This window comes from Microcoleus sp. B4-D4 (assembly GCF_036705185.1).
GTDB lineage: Bacteria > Cyanobacteriota > Cyanobacteriia > Cyanobacteriales > Microcoleaceae > Microcoleus.
In genome coordinates, this window is the sequence record NZ_JAUBTX010000025.1 from 72,638 (window position 1) to 90,218 (window position 17,581).

At 44.2% G+C, this 17,581-nt stretch carries 14 protein-coding genes; 5 read left to right on the forward strand and 9 right to left on the reverse strand.

Annotated features, from left to right (window positions below; translation table 11 throughout):
• The first annotated feature begins 181 nt into the window (after nt 1-181).
• Together gloA2 and QUB13_RS18705 are read left to right on the forward strand one after the other, a co-directional pair.
• Nucleotides 182-568 (forward strand): SMU1112c/YaeR family gloxylase I-like metalloprotein, encoded by a 387-nt coding sequence (gloA2, locus tag QUB13_RS18700; protein WP_194066122.1) that lies wholly within the window; start codon nt 182-184, stop codon nt 566-568.
• Nucleotides 569-677: 109 nt separating this feature from the next.
• The gene (locus tag QUB13_RS18705; protein ID WP_333383290.1) at nt 678-1,970 is read left to right on the forward strand and encodes an endonuclease/exonuclease/phosphatase family protein; all 1,293 of its coding nucleotides are present in this window, start codon (nt 678-680) and stop codon (nt 1,968-1,970) included.
• On the opposite strand, the gene QUB13_RS18710 is transcribed toward QUB13_RS18705, so the two are convergent.
• The 4 genes from QUB13_RS18710 to QUB13_RS18725 form a co-directional block, all read right to left on the reverse strand.
• The gene (locus QUB13_RS18710; protein ID WP_333383294.1) at nt 1,937-3,619 is read right to left on the reverse strand and encodes a dynamin family protein; all 1,683 of its coding nucleotides are present in this window, start codon (nt 3,617-3,619) and stop codon (nt 1,937-1,939) included. The two genes, QUB13_RS18705 and QUB13_RS18710, sit on opposite strands and share 34 nt — an antisense overlap.
• A 14-nt stretch (nt 3,620-3,633) precedes the next feature.
• Nucleotides 3,634-5,712, reverse strand: a complete 2,079-nt coding sequence (locus QUB13_RS18715; RefSeq protein ID WP_333383296.1) for a dynamin family protein — start codon at nt 5,710-5,712, stop codon at nt 3,634-3,636.
• A gap of 33 nt (nt 5,713-5,745) precedes the next feature.
• A complete protein-coding gene (locus QUB13_RS18720; RefSeq protein WP_333196572.1) occupies nt 5,746-6,078 on the reverse strand; it encodes a hypothetical protein in 333 nt (110 codons plus the stop codon).
• Between the two features lie 195 nt (nt 6,079-6,273).
• Complete coding sequence (locus QUB13_RS18725; protein WP_333088135.1) at nt 6,274-6,795, reverse strand: pentapeptide repeat-containing protein; 522 nt, start codon at nt 6,793-6,795, stop codon at nt 6,274-6,276.
• Nucleotides 6,796-7,025: 230 nt separating this feature from the next.
• Between QUB13_RS18725 and QUB13_RS18730 the strand changes: the two genes are divergently transcribed.
• Nucleotides 7,026-8,564, forward strand: coding sequence for a SagB/ThcOx family dehydrogenase (locus tag QUB13_RS18730; protein WP_333383301.1), 1,539 nt, complete (start codon nt 7,026-7,028; stop codon nt 8,562-8,564).
• Between the two features lie 43 nt (nt 8,565-8,607).
• On the opposite strand, the gene darG is transcribed toward QUB13_RS18730, so the two are convergent.
• The 5 genes from darG to QUB13_RS18755 form a co-directional block, all read right to left on the reverse strand.
• On the reverse strand, nt 8,608-9,642 hold the full coding sequence (darG, locus tag QUB13_RS18735; RefSeq protein ID WP_333383304.1) for a type II toxin-antitoxin system antitoxin DNA ADP-ribosyl glycohydrolase DarG: 1,035 nt from the start codon (nt 9,640-9,642) through the stop codon (nt 8,608-8,610).
• A gap of 25 nt (nt 9,643-9,667) precedes the next feature.
• Nucleotides 9,668-10,294 carry a type II toxin-antitoxin system toxin DNA ADP-ribosyl transferase DarT gene (gene darT, locus QUB13_RS18740; protein WP_333383307.1) on the reverse strand — a complete coding sequence of 209 codons (627 nt, stop codon included), beginning with the start codon at nt 10,292-10,294 and terminating at the stop codon, nt 9,668-9,670.
• A gap of 85 nt (nt 10,295-10,379) precedes the next feature.
• The gene (gene mnmE / locus QUB13_RS18745) at nt 10,380-11,765 is read right to left on the reverse strand and encodes a tRNA uridine-5-carboxymethylaminomethyl(34) synthesis GTPase MnmE (protein ID WP_333383310.1); all 1,386 of its coding nucleotides are present in this window, start codon (nt 11,763-11,765) and stop codon (nt 10,380-10,382) included.
• A gap of 25 nt (nt 11,766-11,790) precedes the next feature.
• A complete protein-coding gene (locus QUB13_RS18750) occupies nt 11,791-12,147 on the reverse strand; it encodes a type II toxin-antitoxin system PemK/MazF family toxin (protein ID WP_333383313.1) in 357 nt (118 codons plus the stop codon).
• Nucleotides 12,144-12,353 (reverse strand): hypothetical protein, encoded by a 210-nt coding sequence (locus tag QUB13_RS18755; RefSeq protein ID WP_333383316.1) that lies wholly within the window; start codon nt 12,351-12,353, stop codon nt 12,144-12,146. Before QUB13_RS18755 ends, QUB13_RS18750 begins: the two co-directional genes overlap by 4 nt.
• A 363-nt stretch (nt 12,354-12,716) precedes the next feature.
• On the opposite strand from QUB13_RS18755, the gene QUB13_RS18760 reads away from it, so the two are divergent.
• Together QUB13_RS18760 and QUB13_RS18765 are read left to right on the forward strand one after the other, a co-directional pair.
• Nucleotides 12,717-14,918, forward strand: coding sequence for a tetratricopeptide repeat protein (locus tag QUB13_RS18760; protein ID WP_333383318.1), 2,202 nt, complete (start codon nt 12,717-12,719; stop codon nt 14,916-14,918).
• Between the two features lie 398 nt (nt 14,919-15,316).
• Nucleotides 15,317-17,503 carry a tetratricopeptide repeat protein gene (locus tag QUB13_RS18765; protein ID WP_333383330.1) on the forward strand — a complete coding sequence of 729 codons (2,187 nt, stop codon included), beginning with the start codon at nt 15,317-15,319 and terminating at the stop codon, nt 17,501-17,503.
• Nucleotides 17,504-17,581 lie beyond the last annotated feature (78 nt).

Consider the following 17,581-nt stretch of genomic DNA (forward strand, 5'->3'; position numbering starts at 1 on the left):
TAATAGCGTGCTGTGCATTTGAAAAAACCTCACATCTTGCACTATTCTCGCTTAACAGGCTCTCCGGCCTGTTCCACAAGAAAATTTACTCCTTGTGGAACAGGCCGGAGAGCCTGTTCATAAAAGCTTATTGAGAATGGTGGAACATCTCAGAAAAACCCAACTAACTAACTTTTTTCAGATGAAAATAAAGGCAATACATCATGTGGCGATTATTTGCTCGGATTACGAAGCGTCGAAGAAATTTTATGTAGAAGTATTAGGATGTTCCATTATCAAAGAAACTTTCCGAACCGAGAGAAATTCTTACAAACTAGATTTGCGAGTCGGAAATGGCGACACCATCGAGCTTTTCTCATTTTCCCATCCTCCTGAAAGAATTAACAATCCTGAAGCCTGTGGCTTGAGACATTTAGCTTTTGCAGTTGAGAACATAGAAGCATCAGTTGCTTACTTAAAATCCCAACAAGTAGAAGTAGAAGAAATTCGCCTTGACGAAATTACCGAAAAAAGGTTTACATTTTTCCGAGACCCCGACAATTTACCATTAGAAATATATGAGAATTAAGGAGTCTATTTATTTTTTCAAGCCGTTATTAAGTCAACCAGTCCGTAGTGCTGACTATAGAAATTGCATCATTCATTCCCCTCTAAAATCTAAAATATAAAATTGTATAATGGACAGATTGATCAGAAACACAATCACCATCGGATTGCCTGCTTTAATGCTATTTATCGCCATATTAGCTACAGGTAAAACAGGTGACGCAGCCGTTTGGTCGGGTTTGGTCAAAGTCGGCGGTTCCTTTGGTATGCTGATCGGTTTAGGTGTGTTGGTATTGGCAGGATTTGTTGCCAATTCTGTTAGTTATTTTGTGGTAGATAGCTTGCTGGTGAGATTTTATCAAAAGCGGCGAGAGTTGGAACAGGAAGAACAACTGGTAACAGAAATTGATAAGTGGCCGATTACCAACGACCTTAAAATCAAGCTCAAATGGGCGGTGATGCACAGCATCCCCAACAAAAACATTAGCTTAAAACACATAATTTTAAAATGGTTTATTATCGCAGTCACTGTAAATGCCCTATTTTCAATAGTCGGTTATTTGGGAGAATTAAACATTTTTTTTGAATTGAGTTCTCATTTTAAAATACAATATCTGCTGGTTGGTTTCTCTACTTTTATATTCTTCGCTCTGGTGCGCTCAAAAAAATTATGGTTGCTGGTGAGCGCATTTTGCATTATCATTAATGTGGCGGAAATTGTTCCTTGGTATTTTCCAGCGCCAGGATTTGCAGGAGCGACTCCCGGACAACACTTGCGGATTTTGCATTCAAATGTTTTAACGAGTAATCGGCGATATTCTGATGTGATATCGCTGGTAAAAGCAGAACAACCCGATATCGCGGTTTTTGTAGAAGTCAGCAGGTCTTGGGCTCGTGAGTTAGCGGTTTTAAGCGAGATGTTTCCTTACTCTTCGCAGCAACAAGAATCTGAGAAATTTGGTAGTGCCATCTACAGCAAGCTGCCTTTAGAAAATGTCTCGGTTAAAGCTTTTTCTAAGCAAAAAAAGAGTTTGTTGGCGGATGTGAAATTTCAAGGTAAAACTATTTCTATGATTCTTGCTCATCCGTCTGTGCCGGTCAAACAGCACAGTTTTATCGATCGCAACCAACAGCTAGCAGCCATCGGCGAGTATGCAGCCCAAGTCAAAAATCCGCTGATTGTGGTTGGGGATTTCAATACCACAATGTGGTCGCCATTTTACAAAAATATGGTAAAAACCGGAAACCTGCGAAATGCGCGATCGGGCTTTGGGATTTTACCGACTTGGCCGACTTTTATGCCGCTGGCTTATATTCCGATCGATCACTTTCTAGTCAGCAAAGAAATTGGTGTTTTAAAGATTCGTACTGGCCGCAATGTCGGTTCGGATCATTTGCCGTTAATTACAGATTTGGTCATTTGAAGGCAGGATTCGATATTTTCTAACAAATTATTGATTAACTGTATCTGGTATTGCTGAATATTTGTCTGTAGCGGTTCTTTGCTGTCTTGAAAACTGATAACTTTTCCGGCGATTTCCTTGTAGTGTTGCAGCATGGAAAAAGTATCGGTGCTGAAGCGGGCGAGATAGTTTTTAGCCGCCTCGCTGCAAATTTCCTTTACTTGATTTAGATAAGCTTCTGACGATTCAGGCGGCTTTTCATAGCCAGTTCTTTTATTCAAAATGTAGCTAGCACCGCCGACTACTGCAGCTCCCACAGGCCCGCCCAACAGCCAACCTAAGCCGGTGGCGATCGCCACTGGAGCCACTTCGCCCTCGATCGACTTTTGAGGTGGAGGCGGCGGCGGTTGCGGTAAAACGATTTGCGGGGCTGGGGGAAACGAAATCAAAAGTGCGATCGGCTGTTCTTTCTCAAAGAATTCGCAAGCTTTATTTACCCATTCTGCGATGGTTTGCTGCTGCTTCAAGACCTCTCGCTGAAATTTTAGATTCCACGCATCAAAACTCCCTTCGTGGAGCGACAGCGCCATTTCCGATTGATATCGCTGCAAAAATGTGGGCTGGTAAAGCCACATCTCGAAGTCAGAAACGCTGGCGTGAAAGCCTTTTGATATCAGTTTTTCGGCTTTTTGTTTAATTTCAATTTTGTTTTTGTGCTTTTGTTGAGCTGCGGCTATTTCGGCGGTGACAGTTTCAGATTTAGCTCGCAGAGATTGACAAATCTTAGTAGCTATCGCTTCAATTCTGGGTAACTTAACGGCTAGTTGTTCCTGTTGAGCTGCCACAATACTTTGCAAAGCCGATTCAAACGTGGCAATTCCTGTAGTTTGGGCGGCCGCCACATCTCCTTTCAGCCTCGCCCTCAAAGCCGGCAAAGCATCGACGCGGTAGATATTGCTAATATTGTTCGGCAAGTTGGATCGAAAACTTTCGGCAACAAACAATAACCGATTGTATACTTGTTTTTGGTCGTCTGGTTCGAGTAGATTGAGAAAATTGGCAACGAAGACGACAGTGTTGATTTGGCGATCGCTCAACCAATCTCTTAAGTTCTCTCGTTCCCCTAAAGTCATCAATTTGCGAGCATCTAAAACCTGCACAACCAAGTCAGCCGTTAGCAATTTATCTCTTACTAAATTATCCTGTTCTTCCCGATCGTTGGTTCCCGGCAAATCCAGCAATTCCACACCTGTTTTCAGGAAGGGATGGGGACAATAAACATTCACTGCCGCCACATCATCCCGCATTTGTCTCGCGTCGTCAAGGATGGCGTAGCGTTTCAACACATCAGTCCCCGGTTCGCTAATTTCCGTACCGTCTTTTAGAGTAATTTTTGCGTGCAATTCCTCGCCGTAGTTGACATAAATGGCAGCACCTGTAGTGGGCACGAGGTCGATCGGCAAAGCACGATTTCCCAACAAAGCATTCAGCAAAGTTGACTTGCCGTAATTAAACGGGCCAAAAACAGCAATTTGAAAAGTTGGTTTGGCGAGATAGTCGCAGATTGAGGTGGTATCTCGGTAAAGTTGGGAGTTTTTATCGAGTTCGAGGATGCCGAGTGCTGATTTGAGATTGTTAGTTAAATCTTGATAAATTTCGGGTTGTTGCATATTGTTGTTTTATCTCAGTTAGCAGATGCTAGGAAACCTTGATATATCGATTCAATACTCTGCGACTCGGCAGAAACATCAGCATCCAATTTTTTCAACCGCTCAGATTCAGCCTGACAATTAATCTCGCGAGATTCCTTTTGTTCCAGCAAATTATCTAACTCAGCTTTCCGAGAATTAATATCATCATTCATGCGATCGCCCACTTCCCGTCCGTAAACATCAAAACACTCTTTCACAGCATCGTGAATCGGCTGCCACTGCTCCTGAGCCACCTGCGGCAGATATTTCACCAACTCTTTTTTCGCCGCTTTCACCAATTGTTTGTGAGCTCCGTCTGCCTGCAAAACCCCAACTCCCATCCCCAACAAAGCCAAGTACAGCGGCCCCAAAACAATCCCGGTAAAACCAGCAAAAATCGTACTGACTCCCAACACAGTAATTAAGTTGAGCAGGATATTTTTCCAGTCAAAACCCGCTCCTGCCATTGCTACGCCCGCCAGATTTCCGGTCGTTAACGAAAACAATCCCATCGCCCATTTTGCCCAAGCTGGCGAGTTATCTTCGTTTGAGTTGCTGACTGCTGCTGGTATTTTTTGCCCGGTCAGTTTTTCGGTAATTTTTTCAGTCACTTTCGTGTAAGATGCTCCGTAATTTGCCGCACTTTGCGATAGCTGCGAAAATGCTGAATTCATCTCTTGTTCTGCGGTGAGAGTCCAAGCTGCTAGTTTGTCGTTGATGTACTGCTCGAATGCTCGTCTGAGCGATGCTTCAAAGGCTTCTCGCTTGTCTTGGCTGAAGAAATCCAGAAATTTCAGCTCGGGTTGATACCGCAAAAAGTCTGTTTCAAAGGTATTTTCTAAGTTGAGAACGTAGATGCGGAAAGAATCGGCGATCGCCCGCGATTTACTATCTCTAACTCCGATAATTTCTTGTTTAAATTCATCGCGAATCTGAGTCAGCTTTTTAAACTCCGGCTCAACTGAATTAATCTTTTCCTTCAACTCATTGACATCGCGATCGAGCAATGGTAATCTGCGCCCAACAGCTTCGCGGACGCGAGCAGAAATTTGACGCGCCAAAGTCCTCGCCGGACGCAGTTCAGAAATCGCCCTTTCCTGCGTCAAAAACGTATTCAGTGCCGCCATAAACTCGGGAAAACCAGTTCCTGCTAAATCCGCATCCGGGTTTTTAATCCGCAACCTGAGCGCCTTAATTGAGGTAATTGGAAACACTCGCTCCTCGTAAATATCGTGTCCTTCTGTTAAACAATATTCAGCCAAATTAGCTTTAAAAACCCGTTGCAATTTCCCTTCTGCTTCTGCCATTTCTTCAGGATCATCCGGGTCAATCAAACTTTCCCGCACCTGATCCCAAGCATTGATCAGAAAGAAAATGCTCAATCCGCGATTTTTGATGTAATTTTCTAGATAGCGTCTTTCACCCATTGTGCAAGGCTGAGTTGCTCTGAGTACGAACAAAATAGCGTGGCAGTTGTTGATGTAACCGAGAGATAATTCGTTGCGGGATTCTGTATCGTTCAGCCCGGGACTGTCTACTATTTCTATGCCTTTTTCTAACAAAGGTAAGGGATATTCTACTACGGCACAGTCGATATCTGGAAATGCTGGTTTCTTTTCTTCTTCTAGGCGTTTTGCCTCAGCGGGGTCAATTGTGTAGTTCTGTTTGAAACTTTTAAAATCGAGCTGTTTGGGACTTTTGCCGTCATTGAAATAAACGGTGACTTTTTTTTCTGCACCGTAGCGCAAAATCGTCAGCAAAGCCGTACAGGGATTTACGTCGCTGGGCAGTAAGTTTTCGCCGATCAAGGCATTGAGAAAAGTGCTTTTGCCGCGTTTCATGTCGCCTAAAACTAGCAGCCTAAAGACTCCTTGGCGCAAGTTTTTGCTGGCGAGAGTGATGTCGGCGTTTTCTGTTTCTAAACCGAGTTTTCCCGATGCTGCAGCTCCTGCTAATTCTGATTCGTTGATGGCTGTGGCGATGTTGCTGAGGCGATCGGCAATTTCGCGGCGGACGGCGGCTACTCGCTCTAAATCGTTGAGAAAACTGCTGGTTTCTACTTTAAGGTTCATGGGTATTTACTGATATTTTATGGCTGTAAATTTTCAATTTATATCTTCTTCAATAAACATTTTGTAAGCGCTCAAAGCAATGAATCCAACTATCAGCGTAGTTGCCAGCCAAGATGCGATGCGAACTGCAACGACAACAGCAATGACAATGCCTGTAAATTGAGCTACGGCTAGGATTTTTCTGCGCCACTGTTTGAGTTTGCCGTTAACTTGGCTGTCGGATTCTTCGTACTTGCGTGTTAGATGTTCTGGCACTGAGCGGTCGATTTCGGCTTCTAGTTCGCGGAGCCAAATTTCTTGTTCGCGCCTCCGCAAATCTTGTTTTTTGTGCCGAAGTTCTCTGGCTGTTTTGTCGGGAAAATTCATAAATTATATCTTATTTTCCACTGAAAAAATGTGTTAGTTATTGTCAATGTTGCAAAGCGATAAGTTCTCTACGACTGTAACTCACATTTTCCGCCGTGTCGAGAAATGTTAATAAATTTTAAAAAGGGCGATTCCCGCTCGGGATAGCTACGCTTCATGATTAATGAAGCCGATCGCCCGCAGCGCTGGAAATCATCAATATCCTTCGGGGCTGATGGTAGTGCGATCGCACTCAGCTTCCGACAAATCTGCCAAGCGCGATCGAAATAAGTTGCAGCCAGCTAATTGAGCTTTAGTTAACTTTGCTTTCTCCAAATTAGCTCTGCTCAAATCCGCATTGCTCAAATCGGCATTGCTCAAATCGGCATTGTACAAATCCGCACCTTGTAAATTAGCTTTCTGCAAATTAGCACCTTGCAAATTAGCGTGGCGTAAATTAGCTCTTGATAAATTTGCTCCTGACAAATTAGCTTCTGACAAGTTTGCTTGATAAAGCTGAATGTCGCCCAATTCAGCATCCTGCAACTGTGTTTGAAAAAGATTGGCTTGAGTCAGATTTCCGTAGGGCAAATAAGTTCGCCTCAAAACGCTACCAGAAAGGTTGATTTCTGCTAAATCTGCTTGAAATAAATTATGTTCACTTAGGTCAACTGCGTCAAAATTTCGCTTGCCTTCAGAATACTGAGCTAGCAATTGCTCAGCGCTTAGCTTTTGCATATTCATCTCTTTATGAGGACAGCTATTGTAGCCAGTCCATAACGATAATAAAGGGCTATTACTGTTTGCGTATTTATACCTAAGCATTCTCTTATGTTAAGCTTGTGTAACAACGAGCGCATTTTTTCTAAGATTTTTTTTATATTTGTAAATTTCTGGCTGGCTCGGTCAGTAACCAGTCAGTAATCTCAAGATCGATCGACAAACCAAAGCCCATCTTCTACTGAAATATGCCAGAACTTCCTCTTTCTATGGCTGAGCACTACCACGAGCGGACGAAATATGACCCTGAAACCCTTGCTGCCAAAAGCAGACAGCTAGATTGGACAGAGCAACCGGTGCCGTTCAAAGAATATAAAATTGGTGCGTATTTTGACCTAAAGCCTTATATAAAAGACCCCTCGGACGATCGCGATGCCGCGGCTGATGCCGGTTGGTGGCACCGCTTGTCGAGCTTGTTGCTGTGCAGCTACGGGTTGACTGCGAAGGTGCAGACGCTAGATGAGAGTTATCTGTATTTGCGATCCGCACCGTCGGCGGGCGGGCTGTACCCTGCAGAGGTTTATTTAATCTCCCGCGGCACGCCACATTTGCCCGCCGGACTCTACAACTATCAGTGCAGAACTCATTCACTCGTTCATTTTTGGAACAGTGAAGTTTGGTCGGGGTTGCAAGCTGCTTGTTTCGGATCGCCGGCGCTCGAAAATACCCAACTGGCGATCGCGATTACTACTGTTTTCTTCCGTTCTTCTTGGCGTTACGAAGACCGAGCTTACCGCAGAATTTTCCTCGACACCGGTCATTTATTGAGCAATATCGAGTTAGCTTGTGCCATCAACGATTACCGACCTCACCTGATTGGAGGATTCGCCGATGCAGCTATCAATGAATTACTGTACATCGACTCGGAGCAAGAAGGAGCGATTTGTGTAGTTGCGTTAGCCGACTTGCTGGATATCGACCAAAATTTGCCCAAATTCAAAACAGCTTTGCCCGGAAACACCACAACAGATTATCCTAAAATTTCCGAAGGTCAACTGTTGGGATACCTCCACAAAGCGACACAGTTAGACTCAGACCCCACCGGAACGGATGGCTGGAAATTTGATGAAAGGGAAGGTGATTTAGAGGATAAATACAACTTTCCATTTTGTACTAAAATTTCGACTGTCAGTCCTTCGATTCCTTGGGGAGTCAATCTGGAAACTTTAGAAACAACTATCCTCAAAAGGCGTTCTACCCGCGCTTATACTGGTGCTTCTTTGAGCTTGGGCGAACTGTTAGCTTTGCTCGATTTTACTTACCAGCCGCAGCACTATATAGACCAAGGATTAGACGGTTATCCCGATTATTTCGATCTGAGTTTGATCGAGACTTTTATTGCTGTTTCGGGAGTGCACGGGTTGGAGGAAGGCTGTTATTATTATGCTCCGAAAGCTCAAGAATTGCGGCAAATTCGGTTTAAAAATTTCCGCAGGGAGTTGCATTTTTTGTGTTTGGGGCAAGATTTGGGCCGAGATGCGGGGGCGCTGTTGTTTCACACGGCGGATTTGAACAGGGCTGTAGCAAAATATGGCGATCGGGTTTACCGCTATTTGCACATGGATGCGGGTCATTTGGGCCAGCGGTTGAATTTAGCAGCCGTTCAACTGCGTTTGGGTGTTAGCGGTATCGCGGGCTTTTTTGACGATCGCGTCAATGACGTTCTCGGTATTCCTACAAGCGAGGCCGTGCTTTATATTACTACTCTGGGAAGACCGCGATCGTGAATTTTAGTCATCAAACGGCCGTAGTTAGAAGGCAGAATGTATCCTAAAAAAACCAACCCTGCTCGCGAAGCCGCTGCCACGCTTTGCGAATATGTTGAGGCTTAAATAGTTCGCTCTTGCGAATGTTCCATTCGCGCACAAGTTCGATCGCTCTTTCGCAATCCTCTGCTGCTTCCCTATTTTCCCCAACAACCCAGTGAACAGTTGCCAACAGTTCCATCCCGTAAGGAGTTTCAAAACCATTAATTAACCCGCTCACACGCTCTAGTCTAATATTAGCATCAGCAGCATTTTGTAAAAAATCCCGCGCGGCTATTTTACCTTGAGACAACACATAGATTTGTGCCTCTTGGCTTCTGTCTCCATAACCTCGAATATAATGCCCTTCCAGCTTCTGCAAAACATGATTTAGATTATTTGCGTAGGGCCCGTACTTTTCTTTCACATACTGTAATTTTAGCGGTTCACCTGCTACCTGAAGAAAATAAGCTAGCTTTTGAATTTCCAGCATTGTCAAGCGATAGCCAGGAATTCCGTACAATTCTAGCAAGCTAATAAATAAGGCACGAGCGCGAGTCATTTGGGGTTTTTCGGTAGCAATCGGCATCGAATCAGCTTGGGGAGCAGCCTGCGGTTCAAACAGCAAAACTTGCACGTTTGGCAGTTCTAAAAAAGCTGATTCAATTAGCGGTTTGACTGTCTTCCAAGACAAGCCACCATTCCCGCAACCTAGCGGAGGAACAGCAATAGAAGTGATGCCCAATTGCTTTACTTCCTGAATCAAAGCTTTTAGTCCAGTTTGAATATCTTCGATTTTTGATTTGTCTCTCCAGTGGCGTTTAGTCGGAAAATTAATAATGTATCGGGGATTGAATAGATTGCCAGTAGATATTACAAACATTTGTCCGGGCTGCACTTCCCTCGCCCGACAAGCTTTTTCATATTTACGAAAATTATCGGGATATGCCTGCTTGAATTGCAAGGCAATTCCTTTGCCCATAACTCCAACACAATTAACTGTGTTCACTAAGGCTTCTGCATTTGCTTCTAAAAGGTTGCCTTCCTGAATTTCAATCACTTTAATTTTCCGATTCTTTTTTATCTTAATAATACCATTGTTGGCGAATTATTACTGAGGGTTTATGTGTAAAATTTTGTAAAATATTCTCTGTCTGTGATTTGATTGTAGAATTGATAACGCCGATTTCTGTGATTAAGTGCCAAGGGAAAAAGTTGCGAACTAAGAATTCGGCTTGACGCCTACGCTTTCTGTCGTTGTCTTCGTTTGTGTCGTTCCAGTAACGGGATTCCATAACATCCCAGTCGATTTGCTCTAGATGGTTGAGGTCGTCAAAAAACTCGGTGAATGCCATGACTGCATGACCGTCAGTAAAAACAAAATCTAAACCCGCAGCATCTATATTCTCTACACTAGAAACTAGGTGAATGACTGTTGATTGACCTTGACTGCAGCTTTTTAAATTGCCCCGATTAATGGTGTATAACATCGGAGAGCGCGGAGCAAAATAAAATGGAACATAATCGTGCAGTACGCCGCCTGAACCGCAGGGAACGCGGATTCTAGCGCGACGATCTTGGATATTTTCGTAGGCGATATTAGTGTAGTTAGTTTGTGTCTCTAGCATAACGTTGTAAGCTAACAATCCACCTTCTGACAAGATAGATTCTAGATTTTCAATGTGCGTGATGTGGTAAATAGGTAATGGCACTGCTGTTATGTGTTTGCTGTTTCAGGTTGAACACACAATTATAATACCTGCTTGGCAGTTAAAGATAAATAATCTTTTACCATTGCTATTTCCCAATGCAAAACTTGCTAAATATTCTGTCTAGCACTGATTCTGTCACTTCTTCGCCCGTAACTTCTCCCAATGCTTGAATTGCTCCGCGCAAATCTATTGTCCAAAAATCTAAAGGCAATTTGTTGCTAATAGTATCCGTGCACTGTTCCAGAGAAATTTTGGCTTTGGTTAAGGCTGCTGCTTGCCGCTGATTGATTGCTAAATCGGAGTTTGCTGCTTGCAAATTTCCGTGGCTGACGGCATCTAAGATGGCTGTTTCTAAGTCTTCTATGCCTCGATCTAGGGCAGCAGATGCGGTGACGGCGGGGTGAATTTCCGAGGAAAAAGGTAGTTCGGGGATGGTTTTTACTAGGTCGATTTTGTTGATGATTATAATTAGCTGGCGGTGCTTTACTTGTTCGTAAATTTCGGAATCGCCCTCTGTCCAACCAGATTCTGCGTCAATTGTCAATAATACTAAATCAGCTTGTTTTGCTGCAGCGCGCGATCGCTCTACGCCAATTTTTTCTACCTTGTCTTCAGTTTCCCGAATGCCGGCAGTATCGAGCACCTGCACCGGAATGCCGCCCACAACTAGCTGCGATTCTACCACATCCCGCGTCGTACCCGGCAAATCTGTAACGATCGCCCGATCGCACTTACTCCAAGCATTCAACAAACTCGACTTTCCCACATTCGGCCGCCCCACAATCGCCACTTTCAAACCGGTTCTCAACAATTCTCCGCGATCCGCCGTCGTCAAAATTATTGACAATTCCGCCAAAACACGATTTATTTCCAAACAAGTTTTAGCTTCATCTAAAGGCGGCAAATCTTCCTCAAAATCAATTCTCGCCTCAATTTCTGCCAGCAAATCCAAACAAGTTGTTCTTAATTTGCGAATTGGCTGCGCTAATTTTCCCTGCAAACCAGCTAAAGCACTTTGTGCAGCAGCGGGAGATTTTGCTCCCACCAAATCTGAAATGCTTTCAGCCTGAGTTAAATCGAGCCTCCCGTTCAAAAAAGCCCGCAGCGAAAACTCTCCCGGCTGCGCCAATCTCGCCCCGCTTTCCAAACACAACTGCAAGACTTGCTGGACGGCAATAATCCCGCCGTGACAGTGAAATTCCACCACATCTTCGCGGGTGAAAGAACGTGGCGCTTTCATAATTAACAGCAAAGCTTCATCGACTAATTCTTGAGTTTTTGGGTGGCGGATGTGGCCGTAAAGAATGCGGTGAGACTCCCAAATTTGCTGTCCTGGGGCGCGAAACAGAGTTTCGGCAATTTTTAAGGCTGCAGCACCGGAAAGTCGCACAATGGCGACGCTGCCTTGTTGGGGAACTATGGCGGTGGCGATCGCTGCGATCGTTCCTCCTTTTGTTAGTGATTCAGCCATTTTTAATTGCTCTATAGTTCAATAATTATCTCGATCGCCCTATCTGCAATGCCTCGATTATATAGGCATTTAATTGCTGTATATAGAGATTTCCTAATTCACCCAATCGTCTGATAATTAATCTGCGTTGGAGGGTAGCTATTCGAGTTACTCTAACTTTAGATGATACTCGCAATCCAGTTGCTGGAAATTCTATATCTTCCACATTCAGGGCAAACTCTTCATTGTTTAATCTTGCAACATTTTGAGAGGAAATAAAGCAAACAGTAACTTCATCAGGATTTGAGATAGCACACAGCACTAAAGCAGGACGCAATTTCATCTGACTCAAATCAGTAAATGGAAATTGTACTAATACAATATCTCCTTTTTTTAGTATCACGCAATAGGTTCTCCATCTTCGATCGTATAAATATCAGGTTCGTCCTGCAAAAAATCAAAACAGCCACCGTTTTGAGCAAACTGCATAAGTTCCTGAGTCGAAGGATAAGGGATGTTTTCTAGTAATTTGTCCGTAATCGCTAATTGCTCGTCTGCAGAGAGAGATAAGATAACTTGAATTAGGGAGTCAACCAGTTGTACGTTCATTTTAAGTCATCTGTTGCTCGGTTACTAAATTATACTATAAGTTCAGGGTTTGCATTTACAGTCAACCGATACGGGCTGCAGACTGGGACTAATCTTAATGCTATAGTCCTCGACGCAGAAATTGGTTTTTTACGGAAATACTGCATCCCGGCTTTTAACACTGCGTCCAGGACTGCTCAAATTCAGACAAGGCTCAAAGTTGCGGCGATAGCCTTTCTTTAAATTGCCAGCACCTGTAGTCCTACTACTGGCTATTTTTTCGGCTGCTTGGCACACCGGAATCAATAGCTAAAAGTTTGACACCACAGTGAGCTATCCTGATTTCATGCGATAATGGAACATTGACAGGGTAGAGGGCAGAGTATGATTGGTCAACTTCTAGACAGACGTTACCGCATCATTAAAGTCACAGACTCAAATGAGGTGGGAAAAACTTATTTAGCAGCAGATACTCACCGTCCCGGGTATCCGCAATGCACGGTTCGAGAAATGCGGCTTCCCGGCACAAGTTCGCAAACTCCCGAATTAGTCAAAGTTATATTTCAAAGAAACGCAGAAATAATTGAGGAATTGGGTAAACACGACAAAATTCCCGAATTATTGGCGTATTTTGAGGAAAATCAAAGTTTATACTTAATTGAAGAATTTATTGTCGGTTCACCTTTGAGTCAAGAACTGATTGTCGGTGAAGCTTGGCAAGAAGATGAAGTAATTACTTTGCTATCATCGATATTAGAAATTTTGGCCTTCATCCATTCCAAGGGGTTTATTCACCGCAGAATTCAACCAGACAGAGTTATCCGGCGCGAGTCAGACGGAAAATTTGTGTTGGTTGACTTTAGCTTAGACAAAGAAATTAACCCGGAACTTGTTAATTGTGATTTGTGGGCGCAAACTCCGCCGAAGTCTGTTAAATCGCCTTTGGGAAAAAAACAGGAGTTGGCGGTGCAGGCTTTGTACGTGCCGATCGAGCAATCGCAAGGCAACCCCCACTACAATAGCGACATCTACGCTCTAGGTACGATCGCCCAGCTTGCGGTAACGGGACTCTCACCCAAGGAACTCAGCGCCCTGAGAAATAACAAAAAAGGCGATATTCCGTGGCACAATCGGGCAACTTGTTCGGCGACTCTAGCACGTATTATCGATCGAATGGTGCGCTCCGACAAAGAAGAACGCTATCACGAAGCAGCCGAAGTTTTGGCAGACATCAAACAAATCGCCGTAAAATGGGATGCCCCTCCATCGCCAGCCACCATCATCACCAAGCCTACGAGTAAACCGCCCATCCAGCGCCCTACTAAACTGCTGCTGTTGGCTGCAATAGTCTCCGCTTCGCTCTTAACAGCAGTCATCATGTACTTCGGACATATTAAAAGTCCGGCGAGGGCGAAAGAATTGTTCGCCCGTGGCGTGGCTAAGGCACAACAAGGTGACAAAACAGGCGCGATCGCCGATTATACCCAAGCCATCGCCCTGAATGCTGGCGATGCCGAAACTTTCTACAAGCGGGCTAATGCTCGCTACGACATGGGTGCGACAGAGCAAGCAAAGGCAGATTATACGCAAGCAATTAAAGTCAATCCGAGCCACACCAAAGCCATCTATAATCGAGGTTTGGCGCGCCTCGACACAGGCGACAAGCGGGGGGCCGTGGAGGATTTTACCCAAGTATTGCGGCTGAGTCCGAGCGACGGTGAGGCATACTCTCAGCGGGGTTTAGTCTACTACGATTTGGCAGACTACCGCACCGCAATTGAAGACTACACTCAAGCAATTCGGCTCACTCCCAACGATGCTGTAGCTTACAGCAATCGGGGTTTAGCTCGATCGGCCTCTGGCGACAAAACTGGAGCAATGGCAGATTTTACCCAAGCGATTCAAATTAGCCCCAAACAAGCTAGCGTTTACTACAGTCGCGGTCGATCGCGCTTTAATCTGGCAGATTATCAAGGAGCGATGGAAGATTATAGTAAGGCGATCGAATTGGAACCAAAACAAGCTGATGCTTATACCAATCGGTGCAGCGCTTACTTAAATTTGGCCACCTACGACAAAGCGATTGAAGATTGCACCCAAGCAATTAATCTCGATCCCAAGGATGAAGCAGCTTACAACAACCGCTGCATTGCTTATCTGAATTTAAAACAGTTTCAAAAGGCTGCTGAAGATTGCAGTTTGGCGATCGGACTTAACAGCAACAATCCCAAAGCATACAGCAATCGAGGATTAGCTCGATCGGCTTCGGGAGACAAACTCGGCGCTGTGGAAGATTTTACCAGAGCAATTGGACTCAATCCCAGCGATGCCGTAGCTTACAGCAATCGCGGTAGCCTGTACTCAGAACAAAAAAATTACCCTTTAGCGGTTGAGGATTTCGCTCAGTCGCTGCGGCTCAACCCCAACAATGCTACTGCTTTTTACAGCCGGGGCCTCGTGCGCCGCCAACTCAAAGATCGGGCTGGGGCGATCGAAGATTTTCAGAAAGCTGCAACACTGTTTCTAGAACAAGGAAGAGCCGATGGTTTCCAAAACGCACAAGCACAAATAAATGACCCTAAATAAACTATTAGTCAGTAGTCATTAGTCAGTAGTCATTAGTCATTAGTCATTAGTTGTTAGTTGTTGGGAATTGGTTATTGGTTATTGGTTATTGGTTATTGGTTATTGGTTATTGGTTATTGGTTACTTGCTACGAATTTCCAATTTTCAATTTTCACTTCCCAATAACAACTAACAACTAACAACTAACAGCTAACAGTTAACAGCTAACAGCTAACAGCTAACAGTCATCAGTCATTAGTTATCAGGAACAACGAACAATGAAGAATGAGGCAGAAAAAAAGAAAAAGGCAAAATCACCAATCAGCAATTCCCAATCACCAACTCCAAATTACCAATTTCCCGCGATAAACTCCCAATTTACAAATCCCAATTACCAATTATCAAATATCGATATGAACATGGTTGGTCAACTTTTAGATAGGCGTTATCGAGTAGTGCAAATTCTCAGTTCAGGAGCTTTTGGACAAACTTATTTAGCTGTCGATACTCGCCGACCTGGCCACCCTCAATGTGTAGTAAAACAACTTCGTCCTCCCAGCAACACTTCCGCAGTTCTCAAAACAGCTTACCGCTTATTTAAACAAGAAGCAGAAATATTAGAAAAGCTAGGAAAACACGATCAAATTCCATTTTTACTCGCTTATTTTGAAGAAAGCAATCAATTCTACCTGGTAGAAGAGTTTGTTCCCGGACACGCCCTAAATCGGGAAATTGTTGCCGGTCAACCTTGGCGGGAAGAACGAGTGCTGTCGTTGTTGGAAGAAATATTACAACTTCTCGCCTTCGTACACTCTCAGGGAGTGATTCACCGCGACGTTAATCCTTCCAACTTAATCCGCCGCAAACCAGACAGCAAATTAGTTTTAATTGACTTCGGTTCAGTTAAAGAAGTTGCGAATCACGTCATCGATTTCGATACAGAATTTCCGCGCACCATTGCGACGGGGACTCCGGCTTATATGCCGATCGAGCAATTTCAAGGCAACCCCCAATTTAGCAGCGATCTCTATGCCGTAGGGATGATGGCAATCCAAGCTATCACGGGTTTACCCGGTACCGATTTGCCAAAATTGCAAGATCCGAGTCCTTCTCACACCGGGGAAATTGTTTGGCGCAACCGAGCTCAATGTTCTCCGGGATTGGCAAATATAATTGACAAAATGGTCTGTCACCAATTTGGCAAACGCTATCAATCGGCTGAGGACGTTTTGGCCGCTCTCAGCAAGCTGACGCATCGCCAAGAACCTCATACAGCTCAACAGAAAAGTAGGGCTCCTAGTAGTTTACGGTCTGTTGATAGTTTTGCATCACGTTTTGGCCCTCGGTTTGGGTGGCTGATTTTGGCTGGATTAGGGGCAATATCTCTGGTATTTCTGTTGAGTTATTGCAGCCGCCCGAATCCGATTAAAGCTAAGGAATATTACGAACTGGGAGTAGAAAAGTCTCGCAATCAAGATGCGGCGGCAGCTTTGGAAGCTTTCAACAAGTCAATTCAATTAAATCCTAACAATGCTGATAGTTTTTATCTGCGGGGCAATGCTAATTACGATTTAAAAAAATATCAAGAAGCAATTGCAGATTATTCTCAGGCGATCGCCCTAAATCCTAAATATTTTAAGGCTTATTTTAACCGGGGATTAGCCCGCAACGATTTTAACGACAAGCGCGGGGCGATTGAGGATTATACTCAGGTTTTGAAGATCCAGCCCAACGATGTTGATACATATTATGAAAGAGGAATTACCTATTTAGAACTACAAGATTACAATATGGCTATTCAGGATTTTACTGAAGCAATTCGGTTGCAGCCGAAGCTGGTTAAAGCTTATCATTCGCGGGGGCTGGCTCGCGCTGGGAGCGGAGATTTGCAGGGGGCGATCGGAGATTATACTGAAGCAATTAAACTCGACGCTCAGAATGTTGATGCTTTCTACAGTCGGGGGAGAGCTCGCTTTCACCTAGGAGATTATCAGGGAGCTTTGGCGGATTATTCTCAGGTAATTGTGATCGATCCCAAGAGTGGAGATGCTTACACTAATCGTTGTAGCACGCAGTTGAATTTGGGAGCGTATCAAGCAGCAATTGACGATTGCACTCAGGCAATTTCACTGAGCGATGAGGATGGGGTTCCTTATAACAATCGCTGCATTGCTTATTTAAATTTGAAGGATTATCCGAAAGCAATTGCTGATTGCACCCAAGCAGTGACACTAAATCCGAACAATTATAATGCTTTTAACAATCGTGCTTTAGCTCGCATCGCAGGGGGTGACACCCAGGGGGCGATCGCAGATTTTACTGCAGCAATCGGCCTCAATCCCAACAATGCGGAAGCTTACGCCAATCGGGCGAAGGTTTACCAGCAGTTAAATAATTACAATAGTGCGATCGGCGATTATGTGCAAGCCATTCGGCTGAATCCGAATTATGCAGCAGCTTACTACGGTAGAGGAATGGTTCGCCGCTCGTTGGGAGACAAAGCAGGAGCAATTAGCGACTTAGAAAAAGCGGGCAAAATCTTTCTCGATCAAGGACTGACTGGCGGTTACAAAGACACACAATTTGAGATCGAAAAAATTAAGTAGCTAGTTGTTAGTTGTTAGTTGTTAGTTGTTAGTTGTTAGTTGTTAGTTGTTAGTTGTTAGTTGTTAGTTGTTAGTTGT

Bases quoted from the DNA above. Each gene is read 5' to 3' on its own strand.
- gloA2 (WP_194066122.1), top strand. From the start codon at position 182: ATGAAAATAAAGGCAATACATCATGTGGCGATTATTTGCTCGGATTAC.
- QUB13_RS18705 (WP_333383290.1), top strand. From the start codon at position 678: ATGGACAGATTGATCAGAAACACAATCACCATCGGATTGCCTGCTTTA.
- QUB13_RS18710 (WP_333383294.1), bottom strand. From the start codon at position 3,619: ATGCAACAACCCGAAATTTATCAAGATTTAACTAACAATCTCAAATCA.
- QUB13_RS18715 (WP_333383296.1), bottom strand. From the start codon at position 5,712: ATGAACCTTAAAGTAGAAACCAGCAGTTTTCTCAACGATTTAGAGCGA.
- QUB13_RS18720 (WP_333196572.1), bottom strand. From the start codon at position 6,078: ATGAATTTTCCCGACAAAACAGCCAGAGAACTTCGGCACAAAAAACAA.
- QUB13_RS18725 (WP_333088135.1), bottom strand. From the start codon at position 6,795: ATGCAAAAGCTAAGCGCTGAGCAATTGCTAGCTCAGTATTCTGAAGGC.
- QUB13_RS18730 (WP_333383301.1), top strand. From the start codon at position 7,026: ATGCCAGAACTTCCTCTTTCTATGGCTGAGCACTACCACGAGCGGACG.
- mnmE (WP_333383310.1), bottom strand. From the start codon at position 11,765: ATGGCTGAATCACTAACAAAAGGAGGAACGATCGCAGCGATCGCCACC.
- QUB13_RS18755 (WP_333383316.1), bottom strand. From the start codon at position 12,353: ATGAACGTACAACTGGTTGACTCCCTAATTCAAGTTATCTTATCTCTC.
- QUB13_RS18760 (WP_333383318.1), top strand. From the start codon at position 12,717: ATGATTGGTCAACTTCTAGACAGACGTTACCGCATCATTAAAGTCACA.
- QUB13_RS18765 (WP_333383330.1), top strand. From the start codon at position 15,317: ATGGTTGGTCAACTTTTAGATAGGCGTTATCGAGTAGTGCAAATTCTC.